This is a genomic window from Microbacterium sp. SL62 (assembly GCF_026672635.1).
GTDB lineage: Bacteria > Actinomycetota > Actinomycetes > Actinomycetales > Microbacteriaceae > Microbacterium > Microbacterium testaceum_A.
In genome coordinates this window covers 994,141-1,009,995 of the sequence record NZ_JAPPRM010000001.1, presented here as the reverse complement: position 1 = coordinate 1,009,995, position 15,855 = coordinate 994,141, and the positions used below count along the sequence as shown (strand labels likewise).

The following is a 15,855-nucleotide window of genomic DNA, read 5'->3' as shown; positions in this document are numbered from 1 at the left end:
CGTGGGTTCATGGCCCGCATGCGCATCGAACCCGACGACGCCCCGACCGCGCGGCTGTCCGACGGCGCCCTCGCCCGCGTCTCGCCCTCGGGGTTCGTGTCGGGATGGGAGCTCGTCGTCGACGGGACGCCCCAGTCGCACGTCGACCTCGACGACCCCACGCACCTGCACTTCGAGTACGTGGCGCGCATGGGCGCCGTGATCGATCGACTCCGGATGCCGGGACAGCCCCTCACCGCGGTCCACCTCGGCGCGGGCGCCCTCACGCTGCCGCGCTACGTGGAGGCGACCCGACCCGGCTCGCGCCAGCAGGTCATCGAGCTCGAGCCGGCGCTCTGGGACCTCGTGCGCGAGAACCTGCCCCTCCCCCGCGGCGCGTCGGTGCGCGTGCGCATCGGTGACGCGCGTGCCGGGCTGTCGAGACTGCCGGCGGGGCTCTCGGGTGCCGTCGACCTCCTCATCAGCGACGTGTACTCCGGCGCGCAGACCCCCGCCCACCTCACCACCGTGGAGTTCTACCGCGAGGCGGCGGCCCTGCTCGCCCCCGAGGGGGTGCTCCTGGTGAACGTGTCCGACGGACCCGGACTGGCCTTCGCCCGCCGCCAGGTCGCCACGATCCGCGAGGCCCTGCCCGAGGTCATCGTGCTCGCCGAGGTGCAGGTGCTCAAGGGACGCCGGTTCGGCAACCTCGTCGTCGCCGCCTCGGCAGCGCCCCTGCCGGTCGAGTGGCTCCCGCGGCTGATGGCGGCCGGCCCCCACCCCGCCAAGGTCGCTCAGGGCGCGGAGATCGACGAGTTCATGCGCGGGTCGCGACCGGCCACGGACGCCGATGCGACCGCGTCTCCGAAGCCCTCGGCATCCCTGTTCGAGAGATGATCCCGGCGTCTTCGCCGCCCGACCGCGTGGCGAGGCACCCCCGACGCCCGTGCGGCGCACACTGGAAGTCCTGCCGGAACGAGAGGAGCGATGGTGAGCTACATCCACGGGTACGACCCCGACACTTTGCGCGAGGTCACCGACTCCCGTGAGTGCGCGGAACGTCTCGAGGAGATCGGTTCCCAGCGCAGCCTCCACGCCCTCCTCGAGCGGGTGTGGCTGCTCAAGGTGCTCGACCGATTCGACGAGGCGCTCGCGATCTCGGAGCAGTCGGTCCGGGTCGCCCGCATGGCCGGCACCCGTCGCGACCTGCTGCGCGCGCGCATCCTCCACGCGACGATCATGCAGTGCCGGGGGGCGTACGCCGCCGCCGAGCAGGAACTCACCATGTGCGCCGAAGAGGCCGAGGGGCAGGGCTGGGCGAGCATCGCCGCCTTCGCGCTCCAGCACCGCGGCAAGGTGCACTACGACGAGGGTGATTTCGACGCCGCCCGCCGCGATTTCAAGCAGGCGCTGTTCCTGCGGCAGAACGCCGGCGCCACCGACGCGCAGCTCGAATCGACCCTGCTCGCGATCGACGCCGCGGAGCGTCGCCGCACGCGCGAGGTCGTCGCGAGCTGAGTGTCGTAGGTCCCTTCTAGGCTTCCGCTCATGTCCGATCTGCAGCGCGTCCGCATCTGGGCCGAGGCGTTGATCGCCCTCCACCTCGATCCGTCGTGGACGTTCGCCTTCGACAACGCCAAGCGGCGCGCGGGCCTGTGCGACTACGGCCGTCAGCGCATCAGCGTCTCGCGCTACCTCTCCGCGCGCTACGACGACGACACGAACCACCAGACCCTGCTGCACGAGGTCGCGCATGCCGTGGCGGGACCGGCCGCGGGGCACGGTCCGGTGTGGAAGCGGACGGCACGCGAGCTGGGTTACGTGGGCGGGACGACCCACGCCGGCGAGACCGCCAACGAACTCGCCCCGTGGGTCGGCACGTGCCCGGCGGGCCACGTCGCCTATCGGCACCGGCGCGCGACCCGGCCCACCTCGTGCGCGAAGTGCGCCCCGTCGTTCGACCCGCGGTTCGCTCTGTCGTGGGTGCACCGCGACATCAGCCGCGCGACGCGGCTCGCGGCCTCGACACCCCGCTAGGGCGAGGGCTCAGGCCGAGACGATCACCCCGTCGCGCAGGATCGGAACGACGGATGCCGCATCGCGCGCGGCCGAGGCGAGCACCGCCTCGCGTTGACCGTCGGCGGCGAGCGCGCGGCCGGTGCCGCTGGCCGTCAGCAGGTGCCGGACCGCTCCGCCGAGGGCGCGGAATCCTTCTCCCGCGACGGCGGCGTCGGGAGAGGCGTGGTCGATGCCGAGATCTCCGAGAGCGGCGATGACGGCGCCCGCGCCGAGCAGGTCGTCGACGGCGAAGCGGAGGCCGTCGTCGTCGGGGTAACCGGCGGCGACCACCGAGATGCTGGTGCGCTCACCCCGCGACCGCTGCACCTCGAGCACGTGGGCGGCGACGGCGGCCGCGTTGCGCAGTCCACCGACGACGACATGGGCGCCGTCACCCTCGGCTGCGAGAGCGAGTACCGCGGCCTCATCGCCCTCGAGGGGGAACGCCTCGCCGCCCTCGATCGCGTCCAGCGCGCGCATCGACAGCCCCAACGTCTGCACGACGATGACGACGTGAGCGGGGGCGAGACGCTTCAGCCCCGAGCGGCCCCAGTCCAGACGCACCTGGTAGTCGGACTGGGCGAGGGCGGGAGAAGACGGCATCCCTCGATCGTAAAACGCCCGGAGTGCACCCCTCGCGTCAAGCCGTGCCCACCGACGGCCGGGATCGGGCACGATCGAGGTCATGCGCATCCTGCTGAAGTTCGTCATCGACTGCGACCCGGACGCCGCGTGGCGCGCACTGCACTCACCCCGCGCCGTCGCGGAGCTGTACGGTCCGCTCCTCGACGTGGAGGCTCTGGGCGACATGCCGACCTCGTTCTCATCGGGCGACGACGTTCCCGTGCAGATGAGCGTCGCAGGGCTCATTCCGGTCGGTCGCCAGCTCATCTCGGTCGCCGACCGCGAGACGAGCGACGGACACGGGCGCGTCCGCGTCTTCCGCGACTGGGGCGTCCCCCTGACCGGGCCGCTGTCGGTGCTCGACGTATGGGATCACCAGATGGCGGTGTCGGCCGCCCCCGGAGAGCCCGGGCGCACCCTCTGGCGAGAGAGACTGACCATCGGCGGCGCCGCAGCTCCCGCCCTGTGGCCGGCGCTCTGGGCGACGTGGCAGTGGCGCGCGACGCGCATCAAGGCCCTGGCCCCCACGTGGGCGCACGACCCGGAGAACGACGACGCCTGAGGCGCCCGCCGCTCAGGCGAGGCCGTGTCTATAGGCGAAGACCACGAGCTGCACGCGATCGCGCAGGGCGAGCTTGGTGAGGATGCGGCTGATGTGCGTCTTCACCGTCGCCTCGGACAGGAACTCGCGCTCCGCGATCTCGGCGTTGCTGAGCCCCGCCGCGGCGAGGGCGAAGATCTCGCGCTCGCGATCGGTCAGCGCGCCGTAGGCCGCCGGAACCGGCTCGCCTCCCCCGCCGTCGGCGATGTGGGCGAAGAGCTCGCGCGTCGCTTCGGCGGCGATCACCGCCGAACCGGCGTGCACGGTGCGCACCGCCGACAGCAGGAACTCCGGCTCGGAATCCTTCAGCAGGAACCCGCTGGCCCCGCCCTGGATCGCGCGGGCGGCGGCCTCGTCGAGGTCGAACGTCGTCAGCACCACGACGCGCGGCGCGTCGGGCTCGCGAAGGATCTCGGCCGTCGCCGCCAGACCGTCCATGACCGGCATCCGCACGTCCATGAGCACGAGATCGGGACGCGTGGAACGCACGACCTCGATGCCCTCGCGGCCATCCGATGCCTCCCCCACCACCTCGAGGTCGGGCTGCGAGTCGATCACCATGCGGATTCCGGCGCGGAACAGAGCTTGATCGTCGACGAGGACGATGCGGACGGGGGCGGTCATGACGACGGCTCCTCTCGCGGGTCGGGGGTGGCTCGGCATCCACTCTGCCCTCTCGCTCGGGCGTTCACAGCGGGGAACCGATCGGGAGGGTGGCGCGCACGACGAACTCGCCGTACTCGGGCCCCGCGGTCAGGTGACCTCCGACGAGCTGCGCACGCTCGCGCATGCCGATCAGCCCGTGCCCGCCCGACGGAGGGCTAGCCGGAGCGGGGACGGATGCCGTGGCCCGGGCATTGCGCACCGAGGCGACGACCCGGTCGGGCCACCATCCCAGGTGCACGCGCACGCGCGGGTCGACTCCGTGCCGCAGGGCGTTGGTGAGCGCCTCCTGCATGATGCGGTAGACCGCGAGCTGGATGGCCGCGGGGGGCTCGCCCGGGGGCAACGGGTCGACCTCGACCTCGAGGGCCACGCCCGCCGCCCGCATCCGCTCGAAGAGGGTCTCGAGGTCGGCGAGAGTCGGCTGGGGCCCCTCGGCCTGCGAGTGCCGCAACTGGGTGAGGAGCAACCTCACGTCGGCGAGCGCGGCGCGCGCGGTCGACGAGATCGTCGTCAGCGCCTCGGCGCTCGCCCGCGGATCGGATGCCGCGGCGTACCGGGCACCGTCGGCCTGGGCGATGACCACCGCCAGGGAGTGCGCGACGACGTCGTGCATGTCGCGGGCGATGCGGACACGCTCCTGCTCGGCGATCGTCTCGGCCTCGGCCGCCCGCTGAGCACGGCTGTTCGCCGCGGCCCTCATCGCCGTGCGGACAAGTGCGCCCGAGACCCAGGCCAGCATGAGCGCGAAACCCGCCGCGAGGAAGAGTGCGATGACGGCGAACCAGTCGTTCCCGTTCGGCGGGGCCTGCAGCCCGCGACCCACGAGGTACAGCGGGACCACGGCCGCTCCGACGATCGCCGAGACGAACCCGAACCAGAACACGCGACGACTGCCGTACGCCGACGTCGTGTAGAGGACGGCGAAGATCGCGAGGTCGGACGGCGACGGCTGCCGGCCGAACCCCATCTGCGCGAGGGCGGCCGCCCACGCCACGCAGAGAGCGAGGCCCGGATGAAGCCGTCGCAGAGCCACCGCCCCCGCGAAGGCGAGCGCGATGAAGAATCCCGCGACGTTGTCGATCGGGGTGGCGCTTGCGACGAGCTCGATCGCGATGGCCACCAGGAAGAACACCACGGCGATACCGAGGTCGGTGACCAGCTGGTAGCGGGTGAGCGGGCGCAGAGCGAACATCATGGCCACGCTACGCGGGCCGGCGGGGGCGGGGCATCCGTCGCGGGATGTATCCCGCCGTCGGCCGTCGTGCGGATCGCCTCGGGACCGGGCCCCGTGGCCGGGGGGTCACGCCGGATAGTCGGCGGGCTCGATCGGTCGCGCCTCGAAGAACGTCTGGAGCACCACGGTCGTGCGCGTGTTCACCTGGGCCGCGGCGCGGATGTCGCGGATCAGCTCTTCGAGATCGCGGGGCGTCGGCACGCGGACGAACAGCATGTAGGCCGCCTCGCCCGCGATGGAGTGGCACGCCTCGATCGGGGTCAGGTGGGCCAGGAGCTCGGGGGCGTTGTCGGGCTGGGCGGGGTCGAGGGGGGTGATCTCGACGAACGCGGCGAGGGGTCGCCCGAGGGCCTCGGCATCGAGGATCGGACGGTAGCCCTTCACGATGCCGCGTGCCTCGAGCCGGCGCAGACGGGATTGCACCGCGGACACCGAGAGCCCCACGCGTTCCGACAAGTGCGAGAGCGTCGCCCGCGCGTCGAGGGAGATCTCTCGCACGATGGCCGCATCGACGGAGTCCTCGAGGCGAGGGGCGCGGGAAGAGGCCTCGGTCATGCGGTCGACAGTACCAGCGGCGCCACGGGCCACTCTGGCGAGGTCCGTAAGTTTTCCGTTAGTATCCACGTTCAGCAGGAATATTTACAGCACAGAATGGAGGATGCCATGACCATCGCCACGCCCACCCGTGCCGCCGACGATCTGATCGCCGACCACGGCGTCGACACGGTCGAGCAGACCCCCGCCTGGACCCAGCTGAAGAGCGCGGCCACCGCCCTGCAGGCGCTGCAGGCCACAGACGGCTCCATCGAGGACACCGCCGCGGCCGCACCCCTGCTCGACGACCTCATCATCGCCATCGAGGCACTCGCCCCCCTCTTCCCCCACGACCGGTCCTACCTCGCGGCCTCCGTCGCCGACTTCCGCCGGTGGCGCGACGACGGCCTCGACGTGCCCGACTTCCTCGATTCCCTGGTCGCCTTCCAGCCCCAGGAGCACCGAGTCGACGGCATCCGCCACCTCGTCGTGTTCCCGATGTACACGCAGAACGGCTCCAACGAACGGCACGTCGAGGCGGTGCTCGTCGAGGCGATCTGGCCCGAGTTCATCGCGCGACTCGAGACCGAGTACACCAACCGCCTGTTCGTCTCGCTGCGTCTGATCGACTTCACCTCGGGCTACGACACGAACTCGGCCGTGCTCTTCCCCGAGACCGTCGCCATGCGCGAGATCCCGACCTTCACCTGGGGCGCGATCTTCCAGGACCGCGAAGCGGCGCGGTACCGCCGCGTGACCCGCGCCGCTGCCGAGATCACCAAGCTCGACCTCCCCGAGGCCGCCGCCCGCATGCTCGACGACCAGGCGCTCACCGAGCAGACGTTCGTGATGTGGGATCTCATCCACGATCGCACGCACATGCGCGGCGACCTGCCGTTCGACCCGTTCATGATCAAGCAGCGGATGCCGTTCTTCCTCTACTCGCTCGAAGAGCTGCGCTGCGACCTCACCGCCTTCCGCGAGTGCGTCTCGCTGCAGGCCCGGCTGTCGGCGCGAGACGACCTGGACACCGCCGAGAAGGCGATGCTCGAGCACGCCGAGCTCGCGCAGTACGCCGTGATCTTCGATCGCATCTTCCGCTTCGCCATCACCGGCTCCCGGGTACGCAACTACGACGGCCTCGGCGGACAGCTGCTGTTCGCGTGGCTGCACCAGCACCGCGTGCTGCACTGGACCGACACCTCGCTCGCGTTCGATTGGGACGAGGTGCCCGCCGCGGTCATCGCCCTCGCCGACGCGATCGACGAGCTGTACTGGCGATCCATCGATCGCCCGAAGGTCGCCCATTGGCTCGCCGCCTATGACCTCGTGCGCGGCGTCGTCACGCCCCATCCCGCCTCGGTATGGGCGCGCGGGCTGCCCGACGAGGTGCTCGCGGGGCTGCCGAAGGGGTACACCGACGCGGTGCTCGACGACGAGTTCCCCCTGTCGATGTTCTTCGAAGCGCTCGAGAAGAAGATGCGCCCGGTCATCGCGTCGACCGCGGGCATCCGCGGGACGGACTGACGAAAGGGCCGACATGACCGATCGCGCCGACGAAGGAGTGAACGGGCGGCTCGTGCTGCTCGCCGGCGGAACGAGCGCCGTGGGCCGCGCGAGCGCCCGCGCGCTCGTCGACGCCGGGGCGCGGGTCGTCATCGTCGGCTCGGACGCCGAACGCGTGGCCGCCGCGGCGGCCGAGGCGCCGGGGGCGTTCGCCGAGGTGTGCGATCTGATGGATCCGGATGCCGTGGCCTCGCTGCGCGATCGCGTGCACTCCGCTCACGGCAGCGTCGACGGCCTGCTGCCTCTCGTCGGGGGGTGGCGAGGCGGGGGTGGACTGGCTCGGCAGAGCGACGACGACCTCGCCTTCTTGATGCGCTCGTTCACGACGCTGCGGAACGTCAGTCGCGCCTTCGATGCCGACCTGCGCTCGTCCACCGCCGGTCGCCTGGCGATCGTCTCGTCGACGGCGGTCGCGCGGCCCCTCGCCGGTGGCGCGAACTACGCGGCGGTCAAGGCGGCGAGCGAAGCGTGGGTGCGTGCTGTCGCACAGGGATACGCCAAGGCGGCGCGGGACGAGGCGCGCGAGGTGTCGTCGGCCGCGGTGATCATGCGGGTGCGGAGCCTCGACGGGCTCGAGGCCGCCGTCGCTTCGGCCGTCGTGGCGTTGTGGGACGACGCCGCCGACGCGTGGAACGACGTCGTGATCGAGATCGGCGCGGGCGGCTAGGACGCCGACCGGCCGGGTCTGAGTTGCTCGGCTGCGGCGGGTCGCTCGGGGTCGGCGGCATCCGTCCCGTCCGTTTCGGCCACGTCGGCATTGACCATCGCCTCGCTGTACTGTCGCGAGAGGATCCGGTACGAGCGGGTCAGGAACGCGAGCGCACCGACCACCACCATGACGAGGCCCGCGACGAGGAACACCAGGGCGATTCCCCGCGATTGCCCGTCGCCGAGCAGCCAGCCCCACGTCGCGCTTCCGTCGTCTGCGTCCATGTACGGGATGATCAGGAATTGCGCGATCGGCGCGATGAGGAACGACGTCACGGGCGCCGCAGCCGACTCGAACGCCGCGGCGAAACCGAAGGCGCGCCCCTGGGTCTCGAAGGGGACGACCTTCTGGATGACCGTCTGCTCCGCCGCCTCGACCGGCGGGATGAGGGCCATGTAGACCCAAATACCTATCGCGTACAGCCACCACCATTCGCGCAGGGTGAAGAGCGCCCCGAGGGCCCCCATCGCGATGACGATCCAGAGCATCGTGCGGATGGGGTTCTTTCCGAGGCCGAACTTCGCGACGAGACCACCGCCGACGATGAATCCGGTCGCGGTCACCCCGAGGACGATGCCCCAGATCTGCACGTCGAACATCTCGAGGCCGTACGGATCCATGAGCGCCATGTAGACGCCGCCGATGAGGTTGTTGAACGTCGAGAAGACGATGAGGGCGAACAGGCCCGGGGCGCGGCGCACGGCCCGGACCGCCCCGCGGAGATCGACGATGGGACCGGGAGCCGTGCCGGCGGCGGGGCGCTCCTCGGGGATGCGGATCGTCAACAGGTGGGCGAGCGCGAGGACGGTCAGCGCCAGCGCGATGGCGAGCGTCCATCCCATGCCGAGGAACCCGACCGACAGCCCGCTGAACACGCTCGTCACGACGAACGCGAGCCCCTGCACGGTGCCGACCAGGCCGTTCGCGTTGGCGTGACGCTCGACGGGGATGAGGAGCGTCACGGTCGTCGACAGAGCGATGTTGCGAAGGTTCTCGATCACGGCCCCGGCGAGGATGACGCCCGAGAAGAGCCAGAACCACGGTCCGCCCAGGTCGAGGAGCGCGGCCTCGGGAAACGCCAGCCAGAGCGCCCCTGCCAGAAGGAACGCCACGAGCGTCACGAACCCCGAGACCACCATGACCCGGTGCTTGCGATGGCGATCGACGAGCGATCCGAACACCATCGCGAACACCGCGAGGAGCAACATGTACGCACCGCCGACGATGCCGGTGGCGAGGACGGAGCGGGTCTCGAGATAGACCCAGAACGTGAGGGCGAACCAGAGGAAGCTCGTGGTCACGTTGGCGGCGGCGGTGTTGACGAGCACCGCGAGAAAGGTGCGGCGCCCGGACGACGCGACCGCGTCGACCGGGGCGACGGGGGCCGGACTCTCGGACATAGCGCCACGGTAGACCGGGGGTCCGACATTGACCAGGGCCCGGTCGAACGGCGGATCCGCGGGCTCAGTCGATGAGGCTGCGGATGTCCGCCGCCGTCAGGCGGGTGCCGCCACCGAACGTCTCGCCCTCACCGCCGTCGAGCACGCGGGAGAAGAGTTCGGCCTTCGTCTCGCGCAGGGTCACCACCTTCTGCTCGATGGTGTCGGCGGCCACGAGCCGGTACACGATCACGGGGCGGGTCTGCCCGATACGATGCGCGCGATCGATGGCCTGGTCTTCGACCGCGGGGTTCCACCACGGGTCGAGGAGTACCACGTAGTCCGCCTCCACGAGATTGAGGCCCACTCCGCCGGCTTTGAGGGAGATGAAGAACGCCGGGTCGTCGCCCTCGCGGAAGCGGTCGATCTCGACCTGTCGGTGCGTGGTGGCACCGTCGAGGTAGCCGGACGGAAGACCCGCCTCGGTGCATCTGTCTCGAGCTGCGCGAAGGAAGCGCGTGAACTGGCTGAGGACGAGGACACGGTGTCCCTCGGCAGCGGCCTCGGTCACGAGTTCGACCAGGGCGTCGAGTTTGGCGGACGGGGCCTCTCCCTCGTCGACCAACGCCGGATCGAGAGCGAGCTGGCGCAGCATCGTCAGCGAGCGGAAGATCGCGAAGCGATTGCCCTCGGCATCGTCGAGCAGGCCCAGGAGGCGTTGACGCTCGCGATGGAAGCGCCGGTCGTACAGCTTGCGATGCGTCGGGTGCAGGGTCACCTCGACCACGGTCTCCTGCTTGGAGGGGAGCTCGGACGCGACGAGTTCTTTCGTCCGTCGCAACAGGAACGGGCGGATCCGTCGACGGAGCAGGTCGAGGCGCGCGGAATCGGAGTGCTTCTCGATGGGCGTGCGGTACATCGCGGTGAAGGACTCGCGAGTGCCCAGAAGCCCCGGCGCCACGAGAGACATGAGGGCCCAGAGTTCGAGGAGGTTGTTCTCCATCGGCGTGCCCGTGATGACGAGCGTGAAAGGCGCCGAGAGAGAGCGCGCCGCGCGGTAGCCCCGCGAGGAGGGGTTCTTGATCTGCTGTGCCTCGTCGAGCACGAGTCCCGACCACTCGACCTCGGCGTACTGCTCCTGCTCGAGACGGAAGAGCGCATAACTCGTGACCACCACGTGCGCACCGGCGGCGACCTCGGAGATGGGGGTGGAGCGTCGCGCCTGCGTCGAGGCGATGGTCGCCACTCGCAGTCCCGGAGCGAATGCGGCGCACTCGCGAGCCCAGTTGCCCACGACACTGGTCGGCGCCACGATCAGGAACGGGGCCATCTCGGAGTCGGACTCGCGGGCGACCTCCATCATCGCGATCGCCTGCACGGTCTTGCCGAGGCCCATGTCGTCGGCGAGGACGCCCCCGAGCCCCTGCGTGCGGAGGAAGTGCAGCCAGTCCAGGCCCGAGCGTTGGTAGTCGCGCAGCGTGGCGCGCAGACCCGCGGGGGATGCGACAGGGGCGAGGGCGGCTTCGTCGGTGAGACCACGCACGCGCAGCCACCACTCCGCCTCTTGCGCCGCGAGGAGGCCCAGCTCGGACAGGTCGTCCCAGAGACCGACGTTGTAGCGGTTGAGCTTCAACCCGCCCTCCGGGCGATCGGCGAGTGTCCGCGCCTCGTCGATGACCGCGCGGAGGCGGTCGAAGGCGGGGGTGTCCAGTCGCACGTAGGACCCGTCGTCCAGGAAGAGAGCCCGGTCGCCCACGACCAGTGCGGTGTAGAGCGCGGAGAAGTCGACCTCGGTCTCGCCCACCGTGACGCGCGCGTGCAGGTCGAACCAGTCGCTGCCGTCGTCGTCACCGGTACGAAGCTCCACGGCAGCCGGCTCGGCCGCCGCGCGAGAGGGCGCGGCGCCGTCGGCGACGTTCACTCGGACGTGAGCCAGAGCCCGCAGTCGCGGCACGCCCTCGGCGACGAAGATCGCCGCGTCGGCGGGAGTCCACGCCCGAGGCGGGGTGGTACCCGAGGGGAAAGGTTGCGGAACGCCGACGCCGAGCTCGGTCGCGATGGCCGCCACGGCGTCCCACACCGCGGCCTCGTGCGCCTCGTCGCGACGACCGTTGGTTGACGACCGGTCCCACCGGACGGTGATGGACGCACGACCGCCTCGGTGGTCGAGGTCGAGCTCGAGGACCGGACGTGGCGGAGGCGGCAGGTCGACCGTGCCCCTCGGGGACACCACGGGGGCCTCGAGCTGCAAGCGCGGAAGGTAGTCGCGCAGGAAGACCTCGGAACCCCCGTCGACGGCGAGGGCGCCCGGTCGCGCCAACAGCCCGCGGACGGCACCGGTCACCGGCGTCGCCAGGCGCGCGAGGGTGAACCTCTCGTCGTCGCCGTCGCGATCCGCCACGAAAGCGACGGCGACGGCAGGGTCGCCCACCACCCACGACGGCAGCGACGCGACGTCGTCGTCGACGCCCTCGAGGATCCCCCTCACGTGCAGGGCCGAGCCGCGTCGGTCGACGGCGACCGCAGCCGTCACCTCGGGCTCGAGGATCCGCACCGGGTGATGCGCGCCCGAGGCCGCCACGAGTGGCACCCCGGCCGCGACGACGGCTTCGAGCTGCATCCAGAGGGAATGCGGGGGGACGGCGGAGAGCGGCATCCATTCGTCGGAGAGGAACGCGCCGTTCCCGGAGCGGCCGAGGCGGCCCAGGCTGTCGAGGGCGGCGCGCGCCCGCGGGTCGGCGGAGAGGAGCGGCAGCCCCGACCATCCGGCGCGCCCCTTGATCCAGGTACCGCGCGTCCCCCGCATGCCGGGGCGGGCGGTGAGCGTCAGCGCAGTGCTGCGTCCGTGGCCTCCACCGCGCCGGATGGCGAAAAAGAGACACAGGTCGACGGCCTGCTCGTCGTCGACCCGGGCGCCGACCGTGAGCAATTCGTCGAGGGTGCGCTGCCACTCGGGGCGCGGCGGCCGGCCGGCCGAGATCATCCGGTCGAAGAGCACCACCGCTGCGGCGCACGAATGCTCGCACTCGGGACCGCGGCCGCACGAGCACCAGCCGGACACGCGCGTGAAATCCGTGGGCACGCGCAGTTCGAGGTGTTCGTACCCGGCTGCCCCGAAGGACTGCGCGGAGACGACGAGAACGCCGTCGAATGCCTTCACGTCGCCGACTTCGACCGAGCCGTAGATGAGGAGCCGGTCGGCGCGCGACATCGCCGCCGGGGAGAAGATCTCGCCGGCGATGCTGAGCGCCTCGGGGTCCATGTGCACTCCGCCATTCTTCCGGGCCCCACCGACATCCCGGCGCCGCCGGGGACGCGAAAGGGGAGAACGCTCCGAGACGCATCCCTGGGGAGGAGGGGCTTGTCCCCCGGTCGTTACGCTGGAGGAGTGACCACCCTCCACGATTCCTCGGTGCGCGGTTTCGCCTCCGACAACTACTCCGGCATCCACCCCGATGTCCTCGCCGCGATCTCCGCCGCCAACGAAGGCCACCAGGTCGCCTACGGCGAAGACGTCTACACCTCCCGCCTCCAGGAGCTGTTCGTCTCGCTGCTCGGCGACGGCGTCGAGGCCTATCCGGTCTTCAACGGCACCGGCGCCAACGTGGTCGGCCTGCAGTCGATGCTCCCCCGCTGGGGCGCCGTGATCTCGGCATCCACCGCGCACATCAACGTGGACGAGGGCGGCGCTCCCGAGCGAGTCGGCGGCATCAAGCTGCTGACCGTCCCGACCGACGACGGCAAGCTGACCCCCGAGCTCGTCGACCGCGAGGCCTGGGGATGGGGAGACGAGCACCGCGCGCAGCCGCTGGTCGTCTCGATCACGCAGTCGACCGAACTCGGCACCCTCTACACGGTCGACGAGATCCGCGAGCTCGCCGCCCACGCCCACGGCCACGGCATGCGCCTGCACATGGACGGCGCGCGCATCTCAAACGCCGCCGCGGCCCTCGACGTTCCCTTGCGGTCCTTCACGCGCGACGCCGGCGTCGACGTGCTGAGCTTCGGGGGGACGAAGAACGGCGCGATGATCGGCGAGGCCATCGTCGTGCTCGACCCCGAGGCCTCGACCGGACTCACGTACCTGCGCAAGCTCGACATGCAGCTGTCGAGCAAGATGCGGTTCGTCTCGGCGCAGCTGGTCGCCCTGCTCGAGAACGACCTGTGGCTGAAGAACGCGCGTCACTCCAACGCGATGGCGCAGCGCCTGCGCGAGGGCATCGAGGCGGGTCTCGCCGACGGCTCGATCCAGGGCGTCGAGTTCACCCAGCCGACGCAGGCCAACGGCGTGTTCGCGATCCTGCCGGCCGGCGTCGCCGACCGCCTGCGTCAGAGCTTCCGCTTCTACGACTGGGACGAACTGCGCCGCGAGGTGCGGTGGATGTGCTCGTTCGACACGACCGAGGCCGACATCGACGCCTTCATCGCGGCGATCGCGCGCGAGACGACGGCCTGAGCTCGCGCCACCGCGAACTCACGTCGCACCCAGGGCCGCGGCATCCGGAAAGGGATGCCGCGGCCCTCGACGTTCACGCGCCGGCGAGCCAGTCCCGGTAGGCGTCGAAAGTGGACTCACGACCGAGGAACGCCTTCACGAGGTCGCGGGCGTCACGGGTGCCGCCCGGCTCGAGGATCTCGCGCCGGTAGCGCGTGGCGGTGTCGACGTCGAACAGGTCGTCGCCGAAAGCCGACAACAGGTCGCGGGCGATCACGAGGCTCCACTGGTACGTGTAGTAGCAGGCGCCGTAGCCGGTCAGGTGTCCGAACCCGGCGTACGAGTGCGAGCCGTCGAGCGGGGTGACGGGGCTCGCGGCGCGGTAGTAGCCGTCGACGGCTTCGGCGAGATCGGCGGGCCGGTCGACGTGCAGGCGGTACGAGGTCGTGGCGTGGCCGAGCTGACGCGTGACCTCCAGGGCCCGACCGAAGGCGTCGGCCGTGCGCATGCGCGCGACGAGGTCGGCCGGGATCGGCTCGCCCTCGTCGTTCACGGCGAAGGCGGCGAGCGCTTCGGCATCCCACGCCCACTCCTCGAGCAACTGGCTGGGCGCCTCGACGAAGTCCCACTCCGTCGCCACGCCCGTCCACCGCGCCCACTTCTGGTGGCCGCCGAGAATGTCGTGCACGAGGTGACCGAACTCGTGGAAGAACGTCACCACCTCGTCGTGCTCGAGCAGGCCGCACGAGAAGTTGCACAGCAGCACCGACTCGGGCAGCGACCGACCGGTGATGCCCGGGGCCAGACCGAAGCACGCGGCGTGGTTGTACTTGCCGTCGCGCGGGTGCAGGTCGAGGTGGATGCGCCCGAGGCGCTCCTCGCCGCGCACGACGTCGTAGGTGCGCACGTCGTCGTGCCAGGACGGCGCGTCGACGGGGACGTACTCCACATCGAGCAGGCGCGCGGTGGTCGCGAGGACCCCCTCGAGCACGCGGTCGAAGCGGAAGTACGAGCGCACGAGCTGCGAGTCGACGTCGTACTCCTCGCGCTTGAGGGCGCTGAGGACGTACCAGAAGTCGGCGATCGTGACGGCGTCGGCGGTGGGCTCGTCTCGGCGGAGACGCTCGAGCACGCGGTCGTACTCGACGGCGGCGGCGGGAGCCACGGCATCCGCCACCTTCTCGAGGAAGGTCTTCACCGCGGCCGACGAACCGATCATGCGGGTCTCGGTCTCGTAGTCGGCCCAGTCGCCGTACCCGAGCAGCGCCGCGCGCTCGGCACGGACGGCGAGCATCTCTGCGAGCACGGGCTCGTTCACGGGCCACGCGAGGTCGTTGTACGCGCCCATGAGCTCGTGGCGCACCGCGCGGTCTCGCGCGTACTCGCGCACCGGCATGAGGTCGGTGTATTCGGTGGTGAGCGTCACCATCCCGTCGGCATCGGCCGGGTGTTCTGCGAGGAAGTCGTCGGGGAGACCGTCGAGCGACGACGCGGGCACTCGGATCTCTCGGCGGCCCTCACGGATGTTGCGCGAGAAGGTCAGCGAGAGCTCGGTGTCGCGGTCGGTCAGCTCGCGCACGCGCTCGCGGTCGGCCTCGTCGAGGTCGACGCCGCCGCGACGGAAGTCGCGCTGGATCTGGGCGAGCAGGCGCTGCTCGTCGGCGTCGAGTCCGTCGGCGGTGGCGTCGGCGAAGACGGCCCACAGCGCGCGGTCCAGCAGCCGGCGCGACTGCACGGCGTCGACCGCCTGCGCCTGCTTCTCTGCGGCGTCCCGCACCTCGCCATCGGGATGCGATTCGCTCACCAGGTGGGAGGGCGCGGCGGCCTCGCTCAGGGCGATCTCGGCCTCGTTCCACAGCGCGAGACGCTCCGGCAGCGGGAGATCGGACTCGGCGGTGAGCCGGGCGTCGATCTCGGCCACGCGCGTGAGGCGCTCGGTCGGACGGTCTTCGGCGAATGCTCGCCACCCGTCGAGGTCGCGCGGAAGGGTCAGAGGTTCCAGGGGAGGATGCGGCATGCCTCGACCCTAGGCAGGGCCTCCGACACAGGCAATCATCCGAGCGCCGGAAC

Annotated in this window: 14 protein-coding genes; 7 read left to right on the top strand and 7 right to left on the bottom strand. The window is 71.0% G+C overall.

The annotated features are described in order from the left end of the window. Positions 1-9: 9 nt before the first annotated feature. The 3 genes from OVA26_RS04705 to OVA26_RS04695 all read left to right on the top strand — a co-directional run bounded on the left by OVA26_RS04705 (position 10) and on the right by OVA26_RS04695 (position 2,016). Entirely contained in the window at positions 10-876 is an 867-nt protein-coding gene (locus OVA26_RS04705; protein ID WP_268103238.1) for a spermidine synthase, read from the top strand. Between the two features lie 93 nt (positions 877-969). Continuing rightward, positions 970-1,497, top strand: a complete 528-nt coding sequence (locus tag OVA26_RS04700) for a hypothetical protein (RefSeq protein WP_056228266.1) — start codon at positions 970-972, stop codon at positions 1,495-1,497. A 30-nt stretch (positions 1,498-1,527) separates the two neighbouring features. Then, positions 1,528-2,016, top strand: a complete 489-nt coding sequence (locus tag OVA26_RS04695) for a SprT-like domain-containing protein (protein WP_144782864.1) — start codon at positions 1,528-1,530, stop codon at positions 2,014-2,016. A gap of 9 nt (positions 2,017-2,025) precedes the next feature. On the opposite strand, the gene OVA26_RS04690 is transcribed toward OVA26_RS04695, so the two are convergent. Continuing rightward, on the bottom strand, positions 2,026-2,640 hold the full coding sequence (locus OVA26_RS04690) for a 2-phosphosulfolactate phosphatase (protein WP_268103237.1): 615 nt from the start codon (positions 2,638-2,640) through the stop codon (positions 2,026-2,028). An 82-nt stretch (positions 2,641-2,722) separates the two neighbouring features. Here OVA26_RS04690 and OVA26_RS04685 point away from each other — a divergent pair, with 82 nt between their 5' ends. Further along, the gene (locus OVA26_RS04685; protein WP_268103235.1) at positions 2,723-3,223 is read left to right on the top strand and encodes a hypothetical protein; all 501 of its coding nucleotides are present in this window, start codon (positions 2,723-2,725) and stop codon (positions 3,221-3,223) included. 12 nt (positions 3,224-3,235) lie between these two features. Here the strand turns inward: OVA26_RS04685 and OVA26_RS04680 are convergent, their stop codons facing one another. The 3 genes from OVA26_RS04680 to OVA26_RS04670 all read right to left on the bottom strand — a co-directional run bounded on the left by OVA26_RS04680 (position 3,236) and on the right by OVA26_RS04670 (position 5,717). Beyond that, entirely contained in the window at positions 3,236-3,886 is a 651-nt protein-coding gene (locus tag OVA26_RS04680; RefSeq protein WP_268103234.1) for a response regulator, read from the bottom strand. A gap of 64 nt (positions 3,887-3,950) precedes the next feature. Then, positions 3,951-5,120 (bottom strand): sensor histidine kinase, encoded by a 1,170-nt coding sequence (locus OVA26_RS04675; RefSeq protein ID WP_268103233.1) that lies wholly within the window; start codon positions 5,118-5,120, stop codon positions 3,951-3,953. A 108-nt stretch (positions 5,121-5,228) separates the two neighbouring features. Further along, positions 5,229-5,717, bottom strand: a complete 489-nt coding sequence (locus tag OVA26_RS04670; RefSeq protein ID WP_056226175.1) for an Lrp/AsnC family transcriptional regulator — start codon at positions 5,715-5,717, stop codon at positions 5,229-5,231. Positions 5,718-5,825: 108 nt separating this feature from the next. On the opposite strand from OVA26_RS04670, the gene OVA26_RS04665 reads away from it, so the two are divergent. After that, positions 5,826-7,223 (top strand): DUF6421 family protein, encoded by a 1,398-nt coding sequence (locus OVA26_RS04665; RefSeq protein WP_268103231.1) that lies wholly within the window; start codon positions 5,826-5,828, stop codon positions 7,221-7,223. Between the two features lie 13 nt (positions 7,224-7,236). Then, positions 7,237-7,929 carry an SDR family NAD(P)-dependent oxidoreductase gene (locus tag OVA26_RS04660; protein ID WP_268103229.1) on the top strand — a complete coding sequence of 231 codons (693 nt, stop codon included), beginning with the start codon at positions 7,237-7,239 and terminating at the stop codon, positions 7,927-7,929. Here the strand turns inward: OVA26_RS04660 and OVA26_RS04655 are convergent. Together OVA26_RS04655 and OVA26_RS04650 are read right to left on the bottom strand one after the other, a co-directional pair. After that, a complete protein-coding gene (locus OVA26_RS04655) occupies positions 7,926-9,371 on the bottom strand; it encodes an MFS transporter (protein ID WP_268103228.1) in 1,446 nt (481 codons plus the stop codon). The two genes, OVA26_RS04660 and OVA26_RS04655, sit on opposite strands and share 4 nt — an antisense overlap. Positions 9,372-9,435: 64 nt before the next feature. Next, positions 9,436-12,612: a DEAD/DEAH box helicase gene (locus OVA26_RS04650; RefSeq protein ID WP_268104867.1), complete on the bottom strand. Its 3,177-nt coding sequence runs from the start codon at positions 12,610-12,612 to the stop codon at positions 9,436-9,438. Between the two features lie 126 nt (positions 12,613-12,738). Between OVA26_RS04650 and OVA26_RS04645 the strand changes: the two genes are divergently transcribed. Continuing rightward, positions 12,739-13,806, top strand: a complete 1,068-nt coding sequence (locus OVA26_RS04645) for a threonine aldolase family protein (RefSeq protein WP_268103226.1) — start codon at positions 12,739-12,741, stop codon at positions 13,804-13,806. Between the two features lie 73 nt (positions 13,807-13,879). On the opposite strand, the gene OVA26_RS04640 is transcribed toward OVA26_RS04645, so the two are convergent. Next, complete coding sequence (locus OVA26_RS04640; RefSeq protein WP_268103225.1) at positions 13,880-15,802, bottom strand: M3 family metallopeptidase; 1,923 nt, start codon at positions 15,800-15,802, stop codon at positions 13,880-13,882. Between the last annotated feature and the right edge of the window lie 53 nt (positions 15,803-15,855).